This is a genomic window from Flavobacterium sp. XGLA_31 (genome assembly GCF_051547105.1).
Taxonomy (GTDB): Bacteria; Bacteroidota; Bacteroidia; order Flavobacteriales; family Flavobacteriaceae; genus Flavobacterium.
Genome location: NZ_JBPTTM010000001.1, coordinates 99,570 through 115,738, shown reverse-complemented (window position 1 = coordinate 115,738; position 16,169 = coordinate 99,570). Strand labels below are relative to the sequence as shown.

Genomic DNA, 16,169 nt, shown 5'->3' with positions numbered 1-16,169 from the left:
TTTACGGCTTTTTATTGCGTTCTTCAAATTTTTTGGCAAAATTTCTTCGGAAGAAAAACATAAAGACACCAACAAGAGTGAAAATACCCATGATGATGGCTTTGTTCATATCGCCGGCCTGATATTGATTGTAACTTTCTATTGCTACAAGGATGGCTGCCAGTAAGTAGGCGTATTGTGTAAATTTTAAATAGTTCATAGTTATTCTGATTGGACTTCTCCGGATATTTTTTTGGAGTTTATTTTTTTGAAATCTTTACTGAAGTCTATACCTTCACCATAAGAAGTTCCTTTGGCTGAAGTAAATTTAAACTTTTTTTCGGTAAAAAACCATTCGTTTTTCTGGTCGTAATACAGCTGATCGGTTTCGAGCCTGTCACCACTTTGATTGGAAATAACCACATTGCCTTGTAAGTCAATGAGATTGGTTGCCTTGTGCGATATGGCATAGTTGGCTACTATAAAGGTTTGTTTGCCGTTTTTGTCATATAGCGTGAGGTGAATGCCATTTGGAAATTCGGTAAAAGGGAATTCTACCGTGGCATAATCCAGCATTTTCGGGCTTATTAAATTGGCTGTTATTCGTCCGGAATCCGTGTATTTTAAATTGATGGAATCCGCATCGCCACTGGGAGCAAATTCAGAAACGCCCATTTTCTGCACTTCGCGAAAATTGCTTTCGCAGGCAATAATCAGGCAGCAAAAGGGAATTGCCAACAATAAAGGAATGTTATTTTTTGAAAATGAACCCATTATTTTTCAGGAAACATAACGGTTTCATTAATCCAGCAATCAATTTTTACCGATTTTCCGTTGAGTTTTGCTTTGCTGATATCAGCCGCTGACCAAGATTTGCTCTCGTACTCGCTGTTCATCTTGTCTACTGTGGGTTTTAGCCTTGGTTCTGCTGTAATTGCTTTTTTCAGGGTTTCCATGGCGAGATAGTAGACGGTTTTTTTCTGAATGTCAGTTGTGCCGCATTCTTCCGCTGCATTGCCGTACATTTCTCCCAAGAACAAGTAGGCTCTTCCGAGTTTTGGATCTAAGGAAATGGCTTTAAGTAATAGTGCTTTCGACTTAGGTTTGTCATTGCTTAGTAAACCGGTTGCCAGTGAATAGTCTAACAATGCTTTTTCCGCCGGATTTGTTTCAAGAGCTTCGGCTTCGGTGAAGTATTGAATGGCTTCCGGGAATTTACGTTGTTTCAAACAAGCATTGGCCAAATAATAAGCCGATTTTGAAGTGGCTTTTAGTTTATAATTGGTTTCGGCCAATAAGTTGTAAATAGGCATGCCACCGCATTTCAACGTGAAATTTGACAGTGCGGCGTTCAGCCATTCTGCATTGTCTTTGTTGGTTTCAAAACGGAGTTCGTAATATTTTGAAAGTGTTTCACAAGTGCTCAAATCCTTTGTCAGGGCACGCATACCTCTTTGCGCGGTTTTGTATTCAACACTCTTTTCGGGTTTGGTGCTGCTTAATTTGTCGAGCTGGCTGTTGAGTTGAAGGTATTTGTCTAAAAGCACTTCGACCGGAAATTTGGTGTTGTCTGCTTTGTATTTGTCATAACAAAGGCTGTAATATGTGTAAATAGCAGTTGCGTCTGTTACTGATGCAGAAGCTTTTGCGAAACCGCTTTCCAGTAAAGCATAAATTTCTGCAGGAGCTTTAATTCTACGTTTTTGCAATAGCATGGCTTTTTGCACTTCAAAATCCGGTATAGCTAACGGGAAGTTTTTATTATACTGATCATAAATCCTCATAGTTTCACGAACCAGTTTTTCTTTGGCTATAGTGTCGGTAGCATTGTCTGTTTTGTATTCCAGAATAGCAATACCGTCCGGGTAGATTTTTTCATCTTCTTTCGGGCAATTCAATCGGACTTCATTCCAGCTGTCATATGCTTGGTCCATCTTTTTGGCCTGAAAAAAGTCTTTGTATTCCTTTATTTTTGAAGAACAATCAAACTTTTGTGCATTGATGTTCATAAAGAACAGCACACCAACAATAGAAAAAATCGTTTTCATAGCTTTACTTTTTTTAGTCGTATTTACGTTTCACGAACCATTCATCACTTAATGATAAACCGATACTTAAATTTACATAATTTTCTTCAACTAAATTATAATACTTTGTCCCTCTTCTGCCTACTTCCAATCCAATGTTCATGTTGGAGATACTTCCTCTTAGAGGCAAACCCACTCCAATATTTCCGGCAAAGTCGTTGATGGATTTATTTTGAATTACTAAGCCGGTATTTTCATAACGAATTCCGGCACGATAGGTTATTCTCTTAAAATAGTTGGAATAAGAAGTCAGGTTAGGAGTGTAGTAACCCCCAAGACTGTATCGCACTCCGTTTTTAAATGATGAGCCCCCGTCAATGTCTGAAAAACGATTAGACATTACGCTGTAATTGATCAAGGTTACTTCTGCTCCCAATAACCAACGTTTCACATCTCCAAAACCGGATCCCAAAGCAAGTTTAGAAGGCAGTTTGATAGTGGTGTCTGCTACATCTATGGACTGATTGTCGTATACAGTTGACCCGGAAGTGAATTGTTGAACGGTTTCAATATTTCGAGTGTTGTTGGAAAATAATTTTGACTCCGGGGTGTAAGCAATGCTTCCGAAGTAAGACAGTTTTTTGTTCAACTTGGTTTGGTAGCTGATGCCCAAATCAATATTAAAGCCGTGCAATTCGGAAGTGTTTAATTCTTTTGTGCTTAGCTGAATGACATCATAATTCAACGATTCAGAACGCAGACCGGTTGTTTCTACGGTTCCGAAATTGTATTGAATGTCAGCCCCAACGTTGATTTTTTTGGTGACCTTGTAACCAAAGCCTAAAAATACTCTGTTTACGCCGCCAATCCCCCTGTAGACATTATTGATACGGGTGGTGTCGTTGTTGGAATGTGGTATAACGGTTACTTTTTGTATCTTATATCCAACAGAGGAATAAGGAATAAGTCCAAAACCGATGCCCAACTTTCCGACAGGAATTCCAAAAGCCAAATAATCCAGAGCCGTTCTTCGAGACTTGTCATAATCGGACTCTGTTTTTGCTTTTGTATTGAGATAAGAAGCTCCGACCGAAAGATTGGTGCGTTTTAAACTGGCAAATTGTGCCGGATTCTGAAGGTTGATATGAATACTGTCAGGAAAAACAGAAAGCCCACCCATAGAACGGTTTTCTACTGTTCCTTTAAATTTAATATCACCAATTCCGTAAAAAGAATAAGGGGAAGAGGTCCCTTCTTGAGCTAAGGCGGACAATGAAACAAGTAAACATAAGCTTACTATAATTTTTTTAATCATTTTTGATTGTATTGAAATGTTTGGTTCAAACTTTCCAACAGAAAATTTGAATTGGCAAATATGGTATTTTTTAATCGTTTAGCCAAAAAATCTGCATCGCCACCCGTTAAAATTATGATAAATTTAGCGTATTGGTCACTATACTGTTTCACAAACCCTTCGATTTCATGCAGCAGTCCGATAATAACCCCGGAATGAATAGATTCATCCGTAGAATTTCCTATAAAGTTTTTGGGATAACTTTGGTTCAATAACGGTAATTTGGCAGTGAATTGGTGCAAGCTTTCGTAACGCAAGCGGATGCCGGGCGATATAGCGCCACCCAAATAGTGATTGTTTTCGTCCACAAAATCATAGGTAATGCACGTTCCTGCATCTATCACCAAGCGATTTTGATGCGGAAACTGCAATGCGGCACCCGAAGCTAAAACCATACGGTCAATGCCAAGCGTTTTCGGCGTGGCGTACCGATTCTGAAACGGGAATTTGCTTTCGGGAGTAATAAATTCTATTTTGACTTTGTTTTCGAAACTTTTGACGTCATTTGGATTCAAATTTCCAACCGAAGCAATGACCAAAGTGTTAATTTTTGGGTATTGTTGTAAAATAAAATCAACTTTTGGCAAAAAAAAATCTTGGGTAAAAATAATAACTTCCAAGAGTGTATTGTCTTCAAATACAGCAGCTTTAATTCGGGTATTTCCAACATCGATGGCTAAAAGCATGGCGGCGGTTTTAAAGAGGCTAAGGTATGAATAGTTTTTTTTTATTATTTGTTTTGGATAAATTAAAAATCGTTCTATATTTGCACCCGCAACAAAGCAAGGTATCTTAGCTCAGTTGGTAGAGCAATGGACTGAAAATCCATGTGTCCCTGGTTCGATTCCTGGAGATACCACAAAAAAGCCCGAACAATTCGTTCGGGCTTTTTGTTTGCTCTTTATTCTTGTCTTTTATTTTGCGCCAATCTTTTGCAAAATTCCTTTGATAGAAGTCATGTTTAAAGGAAATTCTAAAAACACATGCACTAAACTCAATAATAAAAGCGCCATAAAACCTATTTTGAAACTATAAATATACAAGGCTACACTCACTGCCCAAATGATGAGAATAGTATAGACTTTGGTTTTGGATAAATTTTTATTCCAACCAATGACAGAGGTTTTAGAAAACCAATTCAAGTAATGGTAGGTATAAGCAAAGGCAATGAAGATTTGAGTTTTAATTCCGATAACGGATAGTAATGTAAAATTCTCTTCTTGTGCCGGCAGTAAAAATTTTGAAATTCCAAGATTCAACATCCCAAAGCCACTATCATTAAATGAGGTGACGACAGTTTCTCTTATGGGGATATAATCGGCCAAATTCACTTTGCTCAACATGATAATGACAGGGACCAATATTACAAGCACGATTGCGATAATGCCCGGAGTGCTTTTGGAATTCAAGGTGCCGTAGATCATAAACAACAACGTAAAAAGATAGACGTGAATAATTGTTGGAATAAACACCGCCATTGCCAGAGCAAAATCCGGAAAGTAATGCAAGGCTAAATAAGTTACTACGGTTGACGGAGCCAGAAACAATAACAGTTTTAGTTTGTTTTTAAAGTAAATCAGTCCTAATGCCAACAACACAGCAAACATTACAATTTCATCCGAGGACTTGTTCAGCAATGTACTGATGTTTTTTACCAATGGCTGTTCGTTCAAGTTACCCGGTAAATTCGCTCTTAAAAAGTAAGGCACAGTAACCAAAAAAGCCAGAAAAATAAAAATGACAATCCATTTGGTTTCTTTCAGAAAATAATTTTTCTCCTTCAACCAATTGATTTCCGTCAGATAATGCAAGGGTCCCAAAAAGGCATATGAAAACAGGAAAAGTTGAAACGGCAGGTTAAACGCCAACGCCAGAGAAACTACTATCAAAAACACGTTCAGGATGTCAATTTCTTTGCTATTTAGTATTGCCATATTTTTAAAGTGTTTTAAATGAGAAACAATTATACAATAATTAATTAAATCACAGAGTTTCATCAACTTTCTTTTTTCGGGTTTTTAAAAACCTAAAAAATGCATTTAACATAAAAATAGGAGGTGGATTGTAAAATTTTCACTAAAATTGACGGTTTTTATAATTAATCAGAAAATGAAGTCGAAACAATTACTGGTCTTTTTTTTAGCAACGTGCTTTTCTGCTTTAGCACAACAAAAATTAAGTGTTGAAGAAATTTATTCAGGTGCTTTCCGCCCGGAATCTATGGATGAGCTTTTTGCCATGAAAAACACCAACCAATATACAGTCTTAAATTTTGACAGAAACTCACGCAGCATGCAAATCGATTTATATGATTTTGCGACGCTTCAAAAAGTGAACACCCTTATTGATACTAAAAATTTTCCGGAGTTGGCTGATGGTATTGACAGCTTTGTTTTCAGCAGAGATGAAAAACAATTGTTAATCGCTAACAATACAAATCAAATCTACCGACATTCCTTTACAGCCGATTATTTTCTGTACAATTTGGAAACTAAAAAACTTACTAAAATTTTAGAGCAAGTTCAAGAACCCACTTTTTCTCCGGATGGTTTGAAAATTGGTTTTGCAAAAGCAAACAATCTTTTCATTTACGAAATAGCCTCAGGGAAGACCATTCAGGTTACTTCCGATGGCAAGAAGAATAGCATTATTTACGGTATTACCGATTGGGTTTACGAAGAAGAATTTGCTTTCGTAAGAGCTTTCGATTGGAGTGCGGACAGTAAAAAAATTGCTTACATCCGTTTTGATGAAAGTCAGGTTCCTGAGTTTTCCATGAATATTTACAAGAAAGATTTGTACCCTACGGTAGAGACTTTTAAATATCCTAAGGCGGGTGAAAAGAACGCTTTGGTTTCTCTGTTTGTTTATGATGTGATTGACAAAAAGGCGAAAGAAATAAATCTGAGTAATTATAGTGATTTTTACATTGCCCGAATGAAATGGACCAATGATGCTAATGTCCTTTCTGCACAAGTACTCAACCGCCATCAGGATAATTTGGACTTATTATTTGTTGACGGAACAACGGGTGCAGCCAAAATAGTGATGAACGAAAAGGATAAAGCTTATGTTGATGTCACCGATAATTTGACCTTTCTAAAGGACAACAGTTTTATATGGACATCTGAGCAAGACGGCTTTAACCATATTTATTTATACGACAAAACCGGAAAACTGAAAAACCAAATTACCAAAGGCAATTGGGAAGTCACAGCTTATTACGGTCTAGACGAGAAAAATAAAACAGTTTTTTACCAATCGGTAGAGAACGGATCCACGGTAAGAGATGTATATCGAATAGGATTAGACGGGAAAAACAAAGTGAAACTATCGCAGCAATCAGGGACCAATAATGCTACGTTTAGTCCCAACTTTCAATATTTTATAAATACTTTCTCGAGCCCTACCGTACCGCCTACGTATACTTTAAATAATGCTAAAGACGGCAAAGAAGTAAAATCAATTCTGGATAATAAAGGGTTGTTGGAAAAAATAAAAAAATACGATTTACCCAATAAAGAATTCTTTGAACTGACTACTGAAAAAGGCAACAAGCTCAATGCCTGGATGATTAAACCTAAAGATTTTGATGCGGCTAAAAAATATCCTGTTTTCATGTATCAGTATTCAGGGCCGGGTTCGCAACAGGTGGCCAAAGACTGGTTAGATACTAATGATATGTGGTTCATGATGTTGGCTCAACAAGGGTATATCACAGTTTGTGTAGATGGAAGAGGGACTGGGTTTAAAGGAGCGGCATTCAAAAAATGCACTCAGAAAGATTTAGGAAAATTGGAAGTAGAAGACCAGATTGATGCCGCCAAAGTCATCGGAAATTATTCGTATGTAGATAAAACTAGAATTGGTATATTTGGCTGGTCATTCGGAGGTTTCATGTCAAGTAATTGTATTATGAAAGGTGACGATGTGTTTAAAATGGCAATTGCTGTAGCACCGGTGACCAACTGGCGTTTTTATGACAGTATTTATACAGAGCGTTATCTGCAGACACCACAAGAAAATGCGAGTGGATACGATGACAATTCGCCGATAAATTTTGTGTCAAAACTAAAAGGAAATTTCCTTTTAATTCACGGAAGCGCTGATGACAATGTGCATGTGCAGAACAGTATGCAGATGATCGAAGCTTTGGTGCAAGCCAACAAACAATTTGATTGGGCTATTTATCCGGATAAAAACCACGGCATTTACGGTGGCAAAACCAGAATCCAGTTATTTAACAAAATGACCAATTTTATCAAAGAAAAACTATAAAACCAAAATAAATTAAAACTATAATTATGAGTGAAACTAAAGCGAAAACTGGACATCCAAAAGGATTATACTTTCTCTTCTTTACAGAGATGTGGGAGCGATTCAGTTACTATGGAATGAGAGCCATCTTCATTCTGTTTATGACCAAAGTATTGTTGATGAAAGATGCCGATGCGTCCGAAATTTACGGAAGTTATACCGGATTGGTTTATTTAACGCCACTTTTAGGGGGCTATCTTTGTGATAAATTTTTAGGAAACAGAAGAAGTATCGTTATTGGAGGATTGCTAATGGCCATCGGACAGTTTTGTATGTTCTTCAGTGCTTCTGTGGGTGCCAACGGAGGTGTAGCCATCATGTGGATGGGGCTTACAGCTATCATCATTGGTAACGGATTCTTTAAACCGAACATTTCTACCATGGTTGGACAGTTATATCCTGCTAACGACAGAAGAATTGACAGTGCTTTCACCATTTTCTATATGGGAATCAACTTGGGAGCATTCTTTTCGCCTTTGGTTTGCGGATCAATGGATTTTAAATGGGGATTCTTGGCAGCAGGGGTTGGAATGTTACTTGGGTTAGTCGCTTTTGTATTTGGTCAAAAGAAATTCCTTGTTTCCGAAGAAGGAAAACACATTGGTTTGCCGGTAAAAAAATTAGACACCAAAAGTATTGCAATGATTATTGGTTCAATCGCTATTATCTTCTTTATGTTGAACTTCAAACAAATGTTCAAAAGCGATATCGACATCATTAGTTATTTCATTTATGGTGCTATGGTGGCTATGCCGATTATCATTTTCAGTGATAAAAGCTTGACCAAAATTGAAACACAAAGAATTACGGTAATCTTCATTCTGGCGTTTTTTGTGATTTTCTTTTGGGGTGCTTTTGAACAAGCCGGTGCTTCATTAACGCTTTTTGCAGACAGACAAACAGACAGAAACCTTTTTGGATTTGAAATTCCTGCCAGTTGGTTTCAATCGGTGAATCCGCTTGCGGTAATTTCATTGGCTCCTATTTTCACCATCATTTGGGGATTCTTATATGCCCGTAAATTAGAGCCTTCATCACCAAAGAAAATGGCTATAGGTTTAGGCTTAGTGGCTTTAGGTTATGTGGTTATTGCCATTGCTGTAAAAGGATTGGGTGTAGGAGATAAGGTTTCTATGTGGTGGTTGTTTTCGTTATATGTAATTCATACGATGGGAGAATTGTGTTTGTCTCCGATAGGGCTGTCTATGGTGTCTAAGTTGGCTCCCTTGCGTTTGTCTTCCTTGATGATGGGAACATGGTTTTTGGCCAATGCTGCAGCCAATAAATTTGCAGGTACTTTGAGTGCTTTAATCCCAGGTGGAGAAGACGGAAGTGGTGGAGCAACCCATTTTTTAGGATTCCAAATCACCAATTTATATGAGTTTTTTGTGTTGTTTATAATCATGTCAGGAGTTGCTTCTGCGATATTGTTTGTGTTGAGTTCTTGGTTGGAAAAAAGAATGCACAATGACCACGTAGAAGGTATTGACTTAGAAGTTGAAAACAGATAATACATTTGAAAAAAATATTTTATATCTTTCAAACCTACAAGAATGCTTGTAGGTTTGTTTTTTTAAAGTAAAATCGATGAGTGAAAAATTGACATTAGAACAAATTCAGAATTTTGAAGGAAAGTATCCTAAACAGTTATGGTATCTTTTTACAGTGGAAATGTGGGAACGTTTCTGCTTTTATGGTATGCGCGGGGTGCTTACGATATTTATGGCCGATAAATTGTTGGGTTTGGCCCTGTCCGATAAAGAGGCAAATTTGAAATACGGGGCCATACAAGCTTTTGTTTACGCCTTTACTTTTTTAGGCGGCATTTTTGCAGATAAAGTTTTAGGATTCAAAAAATCACTCTTTTTTGGTGCTGTGATTATGATTACGGGTAACTTACTTATTGCCTTTTCGCCTCAGGATATGTTCTATCTTGGTATAACCCTGTCTATAATCGGAACCGGTTTCTTTAAACCCAATATCTCTTCTATGGTAGGCGAATTGTACAAAGATGGTGACAGTCGTCGTGATGCCGGTTTTGGATTGTTTTACTCGGGAATTAATATTGGAGCGTTGCTTGGTGGAGCGGTTTGTGTGTATTTCGGAACCAGTAAAGAGTATGGTTGGAGTTATGCATTTCTATCAGCTGCCGTAGTCATGTTCATCGGACTGGTTACCTTTATGTTTACCAAAAAATCCTTAGGCCCCATTGGAGATTCACCACTTTTAGAGTTGCCTGTAAAGAAAAGAACAACCAAAGAAATAATGGTTTATATTGGTGCCCTAATCAGTATTCCTTTAATTTTTATCATGATTAAAAATACGGATTATACCGATTATTTCATGTATACCATAGGCCCTTTGGCAGTACTTTATTTTTTTTATGAAACTTATATCGAGAAAGACAGTAAAGCGCAACGAAAATTAATTGCAGCTTTTGTATTTATTTTGTTTTCAGTTATTTTTTGGGCTTTTTTTGAGCAAAGCGGAGGCTCATTGGCTTTATTTGCCAAAGATAACTTGCATCACAGTTTATTAGGATTTGATTCCAACCCGAATATTATAAATAATACCGCCAATTCCTTATTTGTTATTGTCTTCAGTCCTATTTTAGGATTGGTGTGGTTAGCCATGGCGAAAAAGAAAGCCGAACCCAACACGGTAATTAAATTTGGATTAGGCTTTTTGTTTTTAGCTGCTGCGTTTTATGTGTTTTTCTACACCAAATTTTTTGCTGATGCGAACGGGCTTACATCGTTAAATATATTTACGTTAGCTTATTTTGTCATCACCTTCGGAGAGTTGTGCCTGTCACCAATTGGGTTGTCTATTATGACAAAATTATCCCCAAAAAGATTATCCGGGATGATGATGGGAATGTGGTTTTTAGCCAGTGCATACGGTCAATATGCTGCCGGACTTTTAGGGGCAGGAATGTCATCGCCTGATGAAAATGCTGCGCCCTTGACTAAGTTAAATGGGTATACTGCAGGGTATTATCAGTTAGCTGTTTATGCCTTGATCGCCGGATTGATTTTAATACTAATTTCCCCGTTAATTAGAAAATTGATGCAAGAAGTAAAGTAGCCGACATTTGGTTTGGCACTTTTTTTGTTATATTTGATAAAAAATTTTATAATATGAAAAAAATAGCATTAGCGTTATTCCTTGTTTTAGGAAGTTTAACGATACAAGCACAAGAATTGACCTGGCAAACCGATATGAATAAAGCCATGGAGATTTCAAAAAAGACAAAAAAACCGTTGTTGATGTTTTTTACCGGAAGTGATTGGTGCGGATGGTGTATGCGTTTACAAAAAGAAGTTTTAAAAACACCTGAATTTGCCAAATGGGCTAAAGACAATGTGGTTTTAGTAGAGCTAGATTATCCTAGAAGAACGCCACAGTTGCCGGAAATTCAGAAACAAAATGCTGAATTACAACAAACTTTTGCCATTCAAGGGTTTCCTACAGTTTGGTTTGTGAATGCTACCAAAAAAGACGGTAAAATCAATCTGGAAAAAATCGGAAGTACGGGATATGTTGCAGGTGGACCAAGTGCTTGGTTAGCAGGTGCTGATCAGATTCTTGGAAAAAAGAAAGCCTGATTTTGATTCTATAACTTATAAAATCCCTTTTCATTAGTGTTATGGAAAGGGATTTTTTCTTTCCTGCAGGTCGTTTCCCACATGCGAGAATAGCTTTTGAAGTTGGAACCATCAGCAACGATTACCTTGGGTTTAATGATTTTTAACAACCGACTTAAATTGAGTTTTGGAGATTGGGTGATTATGAGTATATCAGGATTAACAGATTTGATGTAAACGCAAGAACTGTCTATAATCAATATTTTTTTATGCTTGAAACTCATTAAATCGGGCAATGATTTTCGGGCTTTAATTTTGCAAAAATTACCTACCAAATATGAACGAAGCGGTATGTTGTTGTCCAAGTTTTTCTCAGTGCTGTTATTGCAGTACACCGTTACATTTTGACCGATTCTTTCCGATAGTAATGTTTGTTTTTTACAGTTAAAAATGATTAGCTCGGTTTCGCTCAATGTTTCTTTTTTTTGGAAAATAAAAATAATCTGTAAAAGAATAACCGATGTAAATGCTAAAGATAAACGGCTGAAGTCAGGCTTTTTCAACCAAATGATAAGCAGTATGATTGCCAAATAAGAACCCCATAGCATCTCCTTTGAAAATGAAATGTTTCGAATAACAAATTCGTCTAAAGATGCAATCCAATGAATAATTCCGTTAAGCAGGCTTATCATTATTGCCAATGGTTCTATGATATAAATGGGAACCGTTGAAAAAACAGCAACTGATATAGCCAAAACCCCAACTGCCATGATGATTCCAAGTAAAGGCAATATGAGCAGGTTAGTCAGAAAGAATAATCCGGGGAATTGATGAAAATAATAAATGCTTAAAGGCATAGTCCCAATTTGAGCAGCAAAAGAGACTGTAATTATATCCCAAAAGTATTGTGTGATTTTGTTCTCAGGACGCCATAATTTTGTCAAAATGGGCTGTAACCATAGGATAAAAAACACAGCCAAATAACTTAATTGAAAACCAACGTCAAATAGAAAAGAAGGTTTAAACAATAGAATTAAAAGCATTGAAACCATCAATGTGTGATACATATTTACCGTTCTTCTAAGTTGCACTCCAACGGCTACAAATGAAAACATAGTTACAGAACGCACGATCGAGGGAGATAATCCGGCTAATAACGCAAAGGACCAAAGTGAGCTAATAATGAGAATCAGTTTTAAGAATGAACCTCTTCGCGTATTACCAATTGGCTTAAGCAAAAAGGTAATAAACAGCAGAATGAATCCGACATGCAAACCCGAAACAGAAAGGACATGTACCGCACCGGCATATTGATAATCTTTTAAAATATCCGATGAAATCTCTTGTTGCTGTCCCAAGATAAGCGCATTCAGCACATATAATTCGTCTTTAGAGATAGCAGAACGTTTTAAATTTTCAATGATTTTTTCTCTGAAATTGGAGAAGTTGGCCCACAGACCGGGCTCATAGCGTGAAACTTTTATTTGATTTGATTTAGCATAAACTTGAGCATAAATCCCCTGATTTTCCAAATACTTGCCATAATCAAATAAATTTGGATTGAAAGGCTTTTTGTTTTTATAAACAATGCCATTTGCAGTAAGTAGTGTGCCAATTTTATAATTTTGATTTCCGGTTTTCGGGACGGCAAGAATTAATTTTCCCAAGCTTTTCAGGGAATCAAATTGAACTACCTTGCATACATAGCGTTGATTTCTTGAGGAACTTTTTAATTTTTCATTGATTAATAAAAGAATTTTGTGTCTTTCTTCATCTTCAGTTATTTGATTAATGTAATGATTTGGGATTAAGGTGTCTGTATGGAAAGTAGCGGTGAGGAGTCCTGTAAGTAATGAAATTGCATAAACAAAACAACCAAAACTGATTTTCCAAAATTGCTTGTTGCGATAAAAAAAATGAGCAATAGCCATTCCGGAAAAGCAAATGATAATCCACAGGATAATCCACACCCATGATAATTGAACTATTTGGAACAAACTAAGTCCAAACAGGAAACCGATAAAAATTTTCGATAATGGAAATTGTAAGATTTTCATGTAACTAATTTACGTAAAAAATCTTTTTTGAAAGAAAATTATTCTACAACTCTGTTGATTTGTGCAAAAGTTCTTTTGTAGTAAGGCTCATTCATTGAAGAAACTACTACGCCGCTTTGTGTCGAAGAGTGAATGAATTTAACGTCATCGCCGGTAACCTCTACGACCATACCAACGTGATTGATGTGGTGTTGTCCTCGGTTGATAAAGAAAATCAAATCTCCTTTTTTGGCGTTACTCAAATCTATTTTGGATCCGATTTCGGCCATTTCATTTGAAGAACGAGGTAAAGTAATGTCAAATTTTTTAAAAGTGGAATAAATCAATCCCGAACAATCAAACCCCTCTTTTGTTGTGCCTCCACCTCTGTAGCTAACACCCAAATTATCAGAAGCCGTGTTTATCAATTGTTCAACCAAATAACTTACATCTTCATTTTCAATAACAATATCATTGTCATTTTGGTTGTTAATACCTGGTAAGTTTTTAGGCTCAGGAGTTTGTTTTTTAGGAACAAAAGCGACAGCTTTAGTTACTTTTTTTGGTTTGCTTTCTTCTGTTTTAACTACAGGTTTTGGTACGTACACCGGTTCACTATACATTCCTTTTTTAACAGCTACATCTTTAGAAGTTATGATGGTAGCTGCAGGTTTACAGGCGGTAAATAGCGTGATTATGAATGATATGAAAATGAGTTTCTTCAAAAGAAATGATTTTGGCAAAGGTAAAAAAATCAATTCAGAATCAAACTATTTTAGCTCTTTTAAGATTAATTTAGCAGTTTTGTCACTGGCGCCAATGCCGCCCAACTTATTCTCTAATTGATTGTATTTATCCAGCAATTGCCTTCTGTAACCAGAATCAAGAAGTTTGGTAAGCTCTGATTTCAGGTTTTTTGTATTGAATTTATCCTGAATCAGCTCGGTGACCACTTCTTCATCCATTATCAAATTAACCAGAGAAATATATTTTAAAGTAATGATGCGTTTCGCAATTTGATACGAAGCCCAGCTTCCTTTATAGCAAACCACTTCAGGTACTTTAAATAAAGCCGTTTCTAGAGTAGCTGTTCCTGACGTTACCAGAGCTGCAGTAGCTATGCTGAGTAAATCATAGGTTTTATTCGAAATAAATTTTACATTTTTATCATTTAAGAATTGCTCATAAAAATGATAATCCTGACTTGGAGCTCCGGCAATGACAAATTGGTAATCAGAAAAGTCTTCTGTGATACTCAGCATTACGCCTAACATTTTGGCAATTTCCTGCTTTCGGCTTCCCGGCAACAAAGCAATGATTGGTTTTTCGTCTAAATCATGTTCTCTTCTGAAGGTGGCTTCGTCTGTTTTTGTTCGATTGTGAATAGCGTCAATCAAAGGATGCCCTACAAAATCAACCGGATAATGGTGTTTGACTTCAAAAAAATATTTCTCAAAGGGTAAAATGACAAATAACTTGTCGAAATCTCTTTTTACAGCTTGAATACGATTTTCTTTCCAGGCCCAAATTTGTGGTGCGATATAATAATGGGTTCTGATTCCGTGTAATTTGGCCCATTTGGCAATACGCATATTGAATCCGGGATAATCAATGAAAATAATTACATCAGGCTTGAATTTTTCAATGTCGCGCTTGCAGATTTTTATGTTGTTAAGAATCGTTTTCAAATTCATTACCACCTCGGCAAAGCCCATGAAAGCCAATTCTTTGTAATGCTTTACCAAAGTGCCGCCTACATTTTGCATTAAGTCACCTCCCCAAAATCGAATATCAGCGGACGGATCTTCTTTGTAAAGAGATTTCATTAAGTTGGAACCATGTAAGTCGCCCGATGCTTCACCGGCTATGATGTAATATTTCATTTTTGTATGTTTAAAATCAAAAATCCCAAGTGTTTAAGTATTGAATGGCATGATGCGCTGTCAAATCAAACTGAACGGGAACAATTGAAATGTAGCCATTGGCCAAAGCCCATTCGTCGGTGTCTTCTCCTTTATCTTGGTTGACAAATTCTCCGGTTAACCAATAATAGTCTTTGCCGAAAGGGGTTTGACGCTTGTCGAATCTTTCCGTCCAAATGGCTTTTGCTTGGCGACAAACTTTAATACCTTTAATTTCGTCTTGTTTGAGCTTAGGGAAATTGACGTTTAAGATTGTGCTTTCGGGTAATTTTTTAGAAAGAACTTCCAGAGCTATTTTTTTAATAAATGGTTTTATACTTTCAAAATCAGCGCTCCATGCGTAGTCTAACAAAGAAAAACCAATGGCCGGAATTCCTTCTATACCCGCTTCAACCGCAGCACTCATGGTACCGGAATAGATGACGTTAATAGAGGAATTTGATCCGTGATTCACACCAGATACGCATAAATCCGGTTTCTTTTTCAGGATTTCGTTAACTGCCAACTTGACACAGTCTACCGGAGTCCCGGAACAGGCATATTCGGTAATGACTGCATTTTCGGCGGAAACTTTGTTTAAATAAAGCGTGCTGTTAATGGTAATAGCGTGTCCCATAGCGCTTTGAGGGCTGTCAGGAGCTACCACAATGACATTGCCAATTTCGGCCATTACGGAAATTAATGCACGAATACCGGGAGCATTGATGCCATCGTCATTAGTAACTAAAATAGTAGGTTTGGAAGTCATTGATTTTTTTACGAATTAAGTAACAGTTTGAAGGTTTTTATGTCTAATTACCGTTTGCAAAATTAACTTTTTTTAAAGTTTTATAAAGATACATTTTTTATAACTTTGATGCTTCAGGTGTTGTAAAAACAATATCCATTATGTTTTTAACAAAAAATTATCTCCCTCAATAAAACTTGGCATGGTTTTTTGTTTACTT

14 protein-coding genes and 1 tRNA gene are annotated in these 16,169 nt (G+C 36.7%); 5 read left to right on the top strand and 10 right to left on the bottom strand.

Annotated features, from left to right (window positions below; translation table 11 throughout):
* Position 1: 1 nt before the first annotated feature.
* From ACSVH6_RS00490 to ACSVH6_RS00470, 5 genes are read right to left on the bottom strand one after another with little or no spacing between them, the layout of a single operon-like run.
* Positions 2–199, bottom strand: coding sequence for a hypothetical protein (locus tag ACSVH6_RS00490; protein WP_438074503.1), 198 nt, complete (start codon positions 197–199; stop codon positions 2–4).
* Between the two features lie 2 nt (positions 200–201).
* Positions 202–753 carry an LPS export ABC transporter periplasmic protein LptC gene (gene lptC, locus ACSVH6_RS00485; RefSeq protein WP_438074501.1) on the bottom strand — a complete coding sequence of 184 codons (552 nt, stop codon included), beginning with the start codon at positions 751–753 and terminating at the stop codon, positions 202–204.
* Complete coding sequence (locus ACSVH6_RS00480) at positions 753–2,027, bottom strand: tetratricopeptide repeat protein (protein ID WP_438074499.1); 1,275 nt, start codon at positions 2,025–2,027, stop codon at positions 753–755. Before ACSVH6_RS00480 ends, lptC begins: the two co-directional genes overlap by 1 nt.
* Positions 2,028–2,040: 13 nt before the next feature.
* Positions 2,041–3,321 carry an outer membrane protein transport protein gene (locus ACSVH6_RS00475; protein ID WP_438074497.1) on the bottom strand — a complete coding sequence of 427 codons (1,281 nt, stop codon included), beginning with the start codon at positions 3,319–3,321 and terminating at the stop codon, positions 2,041–2,043.
* Positions 3,318–4,046, bottom strand: a complete 729-nt coding sequence (locus tag ACSVH6_RS00470; protein WP_438074495.1) for a type III pantothenate kinase — start codon at positions 4,044–4,046, stop codon at positions 3,318–3,320. Before ACSVH6_RS00470 ends, ACSVH6_RS00475 begins: the two co-directional genes overlap by 4 nt.
* Before the next feature lie 100 nt (positions 4,047–4,146).
* Between ACSVH6_RS00470 and ACSVH6_RS00465 the strand changes: the two genes are divergently transcribed.
* A tRNA-Phe gene (locus ACSVH6_RS00465) sits at positions 4,147–4,219 on the top strand.
* 55 nt (positions 4,220–4,274) lie between these two features.
* Here the strand turns inward: ACSVH6_RS00465 and ACSVH6_RS00460 are convergent.
* Positions 4,275–5,294 (bottom strand): hypothetical protein, encoded by a 1,020-nt coding sequence (locus ACSVH6_RS00460; protein WP_438074493.1) that lies wholly within the window; start codon positions 5,292–5,294, stop codon positions 4,275–4,277.
* Between the two features lie 175 nt (positions 5,295–5,469).
* On the opposite strand from ACSVH6_RS00460, the gene ACSVH6_RS00455 reads away from it, so the two are divergent.
* From ACSVH6_RS00455 to ACSVH6_RS00440, 4 genes are all read left to right on the top strand, one after another.
* On the top strand, positions 5,470–7,638 hold the full coding sequence (locus tag ACSVH6_RS00455) for a S9 family peptidase (protein WP_438074491.1): 2,169 nt from the start codon (positions 5,470–5,472) through the stop codon (positions 7,636–7,638).
* Between the two features lie 26 nt (positions 7,639–7,664).
* A complete protein-coding gene (locus ACSVH6_RS00450) occupies positions 7,665–9,188 on the top strand; it encodes a peptide MFS transporter (RefSeq protein WP_438074489.1) in 1,524 nt (507 codons plus the stop codon).
* A gap of 76 nt (positions 9,189–9,264) precedes the next feature.
* Positions 9,265–10,764, top strand: a complete 1,500-nt coding sequence (locus tag ACSVH6_RS00445) for a peptide MFS transporter (protein ID WP_438074487.1) — start codon at positions 9,265–9,267, stop codon at positions 10,762–10,764.
* A 53-nt stretch (positions 10,765–10,817) separates the two neighbouring features.
* Positions 10,818–11,285 (top strand): thioredoxin family protein, encoded by a 468-nt coding sequence (locus ACSVH6_RS00440; protein ID WP_438074485.1) that lies wholly within the window; start codon positions 10,818–10,820, stop codon positions 11,283–11,285.
* Positions 11,286–11,293: 8 nt separating this feature from the next.
* Here the strand turns inward: ACSVH6_RS00440 and ACSVH6_RS00435 are convergent, their stop codons facing one another.
* From ACSVH6_RS00435 to surE, 4 genes are read right to left on the bottom strand one after another with little or no spacing between them, the layout of a single operon-like run.
* Positions 11,294–13,321: a ComEC/Rec2 family competence protein gene (locus tag ACSVH6_RS00435; protein ID WP_438074483.1), complete on the bottom strand. Its 2,028-nt coding sequence runs from the start codon at positions 13,319–13,321 to the stop codon at positions 11,294–11,296.
* 38 nt (positions 13,322–13,359) lie between these two features.
* Positions 13,360–14,025, bottom strand: a complete 666-nt coding sequence (locus ACSVH6_RS00430) for a C40 family peptidase (RefSeq protein WP_438074481.1) — start codon at positions 14,023–14,025, stop codon at positions 13,360–13,362.
* A gap of 45 nt (positions 14,026–14,070) precedes the next feature.
* Complete coding sequence (gene lpxB / locus ACSVH6_RS00425; protein WP_438074479.1) at positions 14,071–15,183, bottom strand: lipid-A-disaccharide synthase; 1,113 nt, start codon at positions 15,181–15,183, stop codon at positions 14,071–14,073.
* 16 nt (positions 15,184–15,199) lie between these two features.
* Positions 15,200–15,970: a 5'/3'-nucleotidase SurE gene (surE, locus tag ACSVH6_RS00420; protein ID WP_438074477.1), complete on the bottom strand. Its 771-nt coding sequence runs from the start codon at positions 15,968–15,970 to the stop codon at positions 15,200–15,202.
* Positions 15,971–16,169 lie beyond the last annotated feature (199 nt).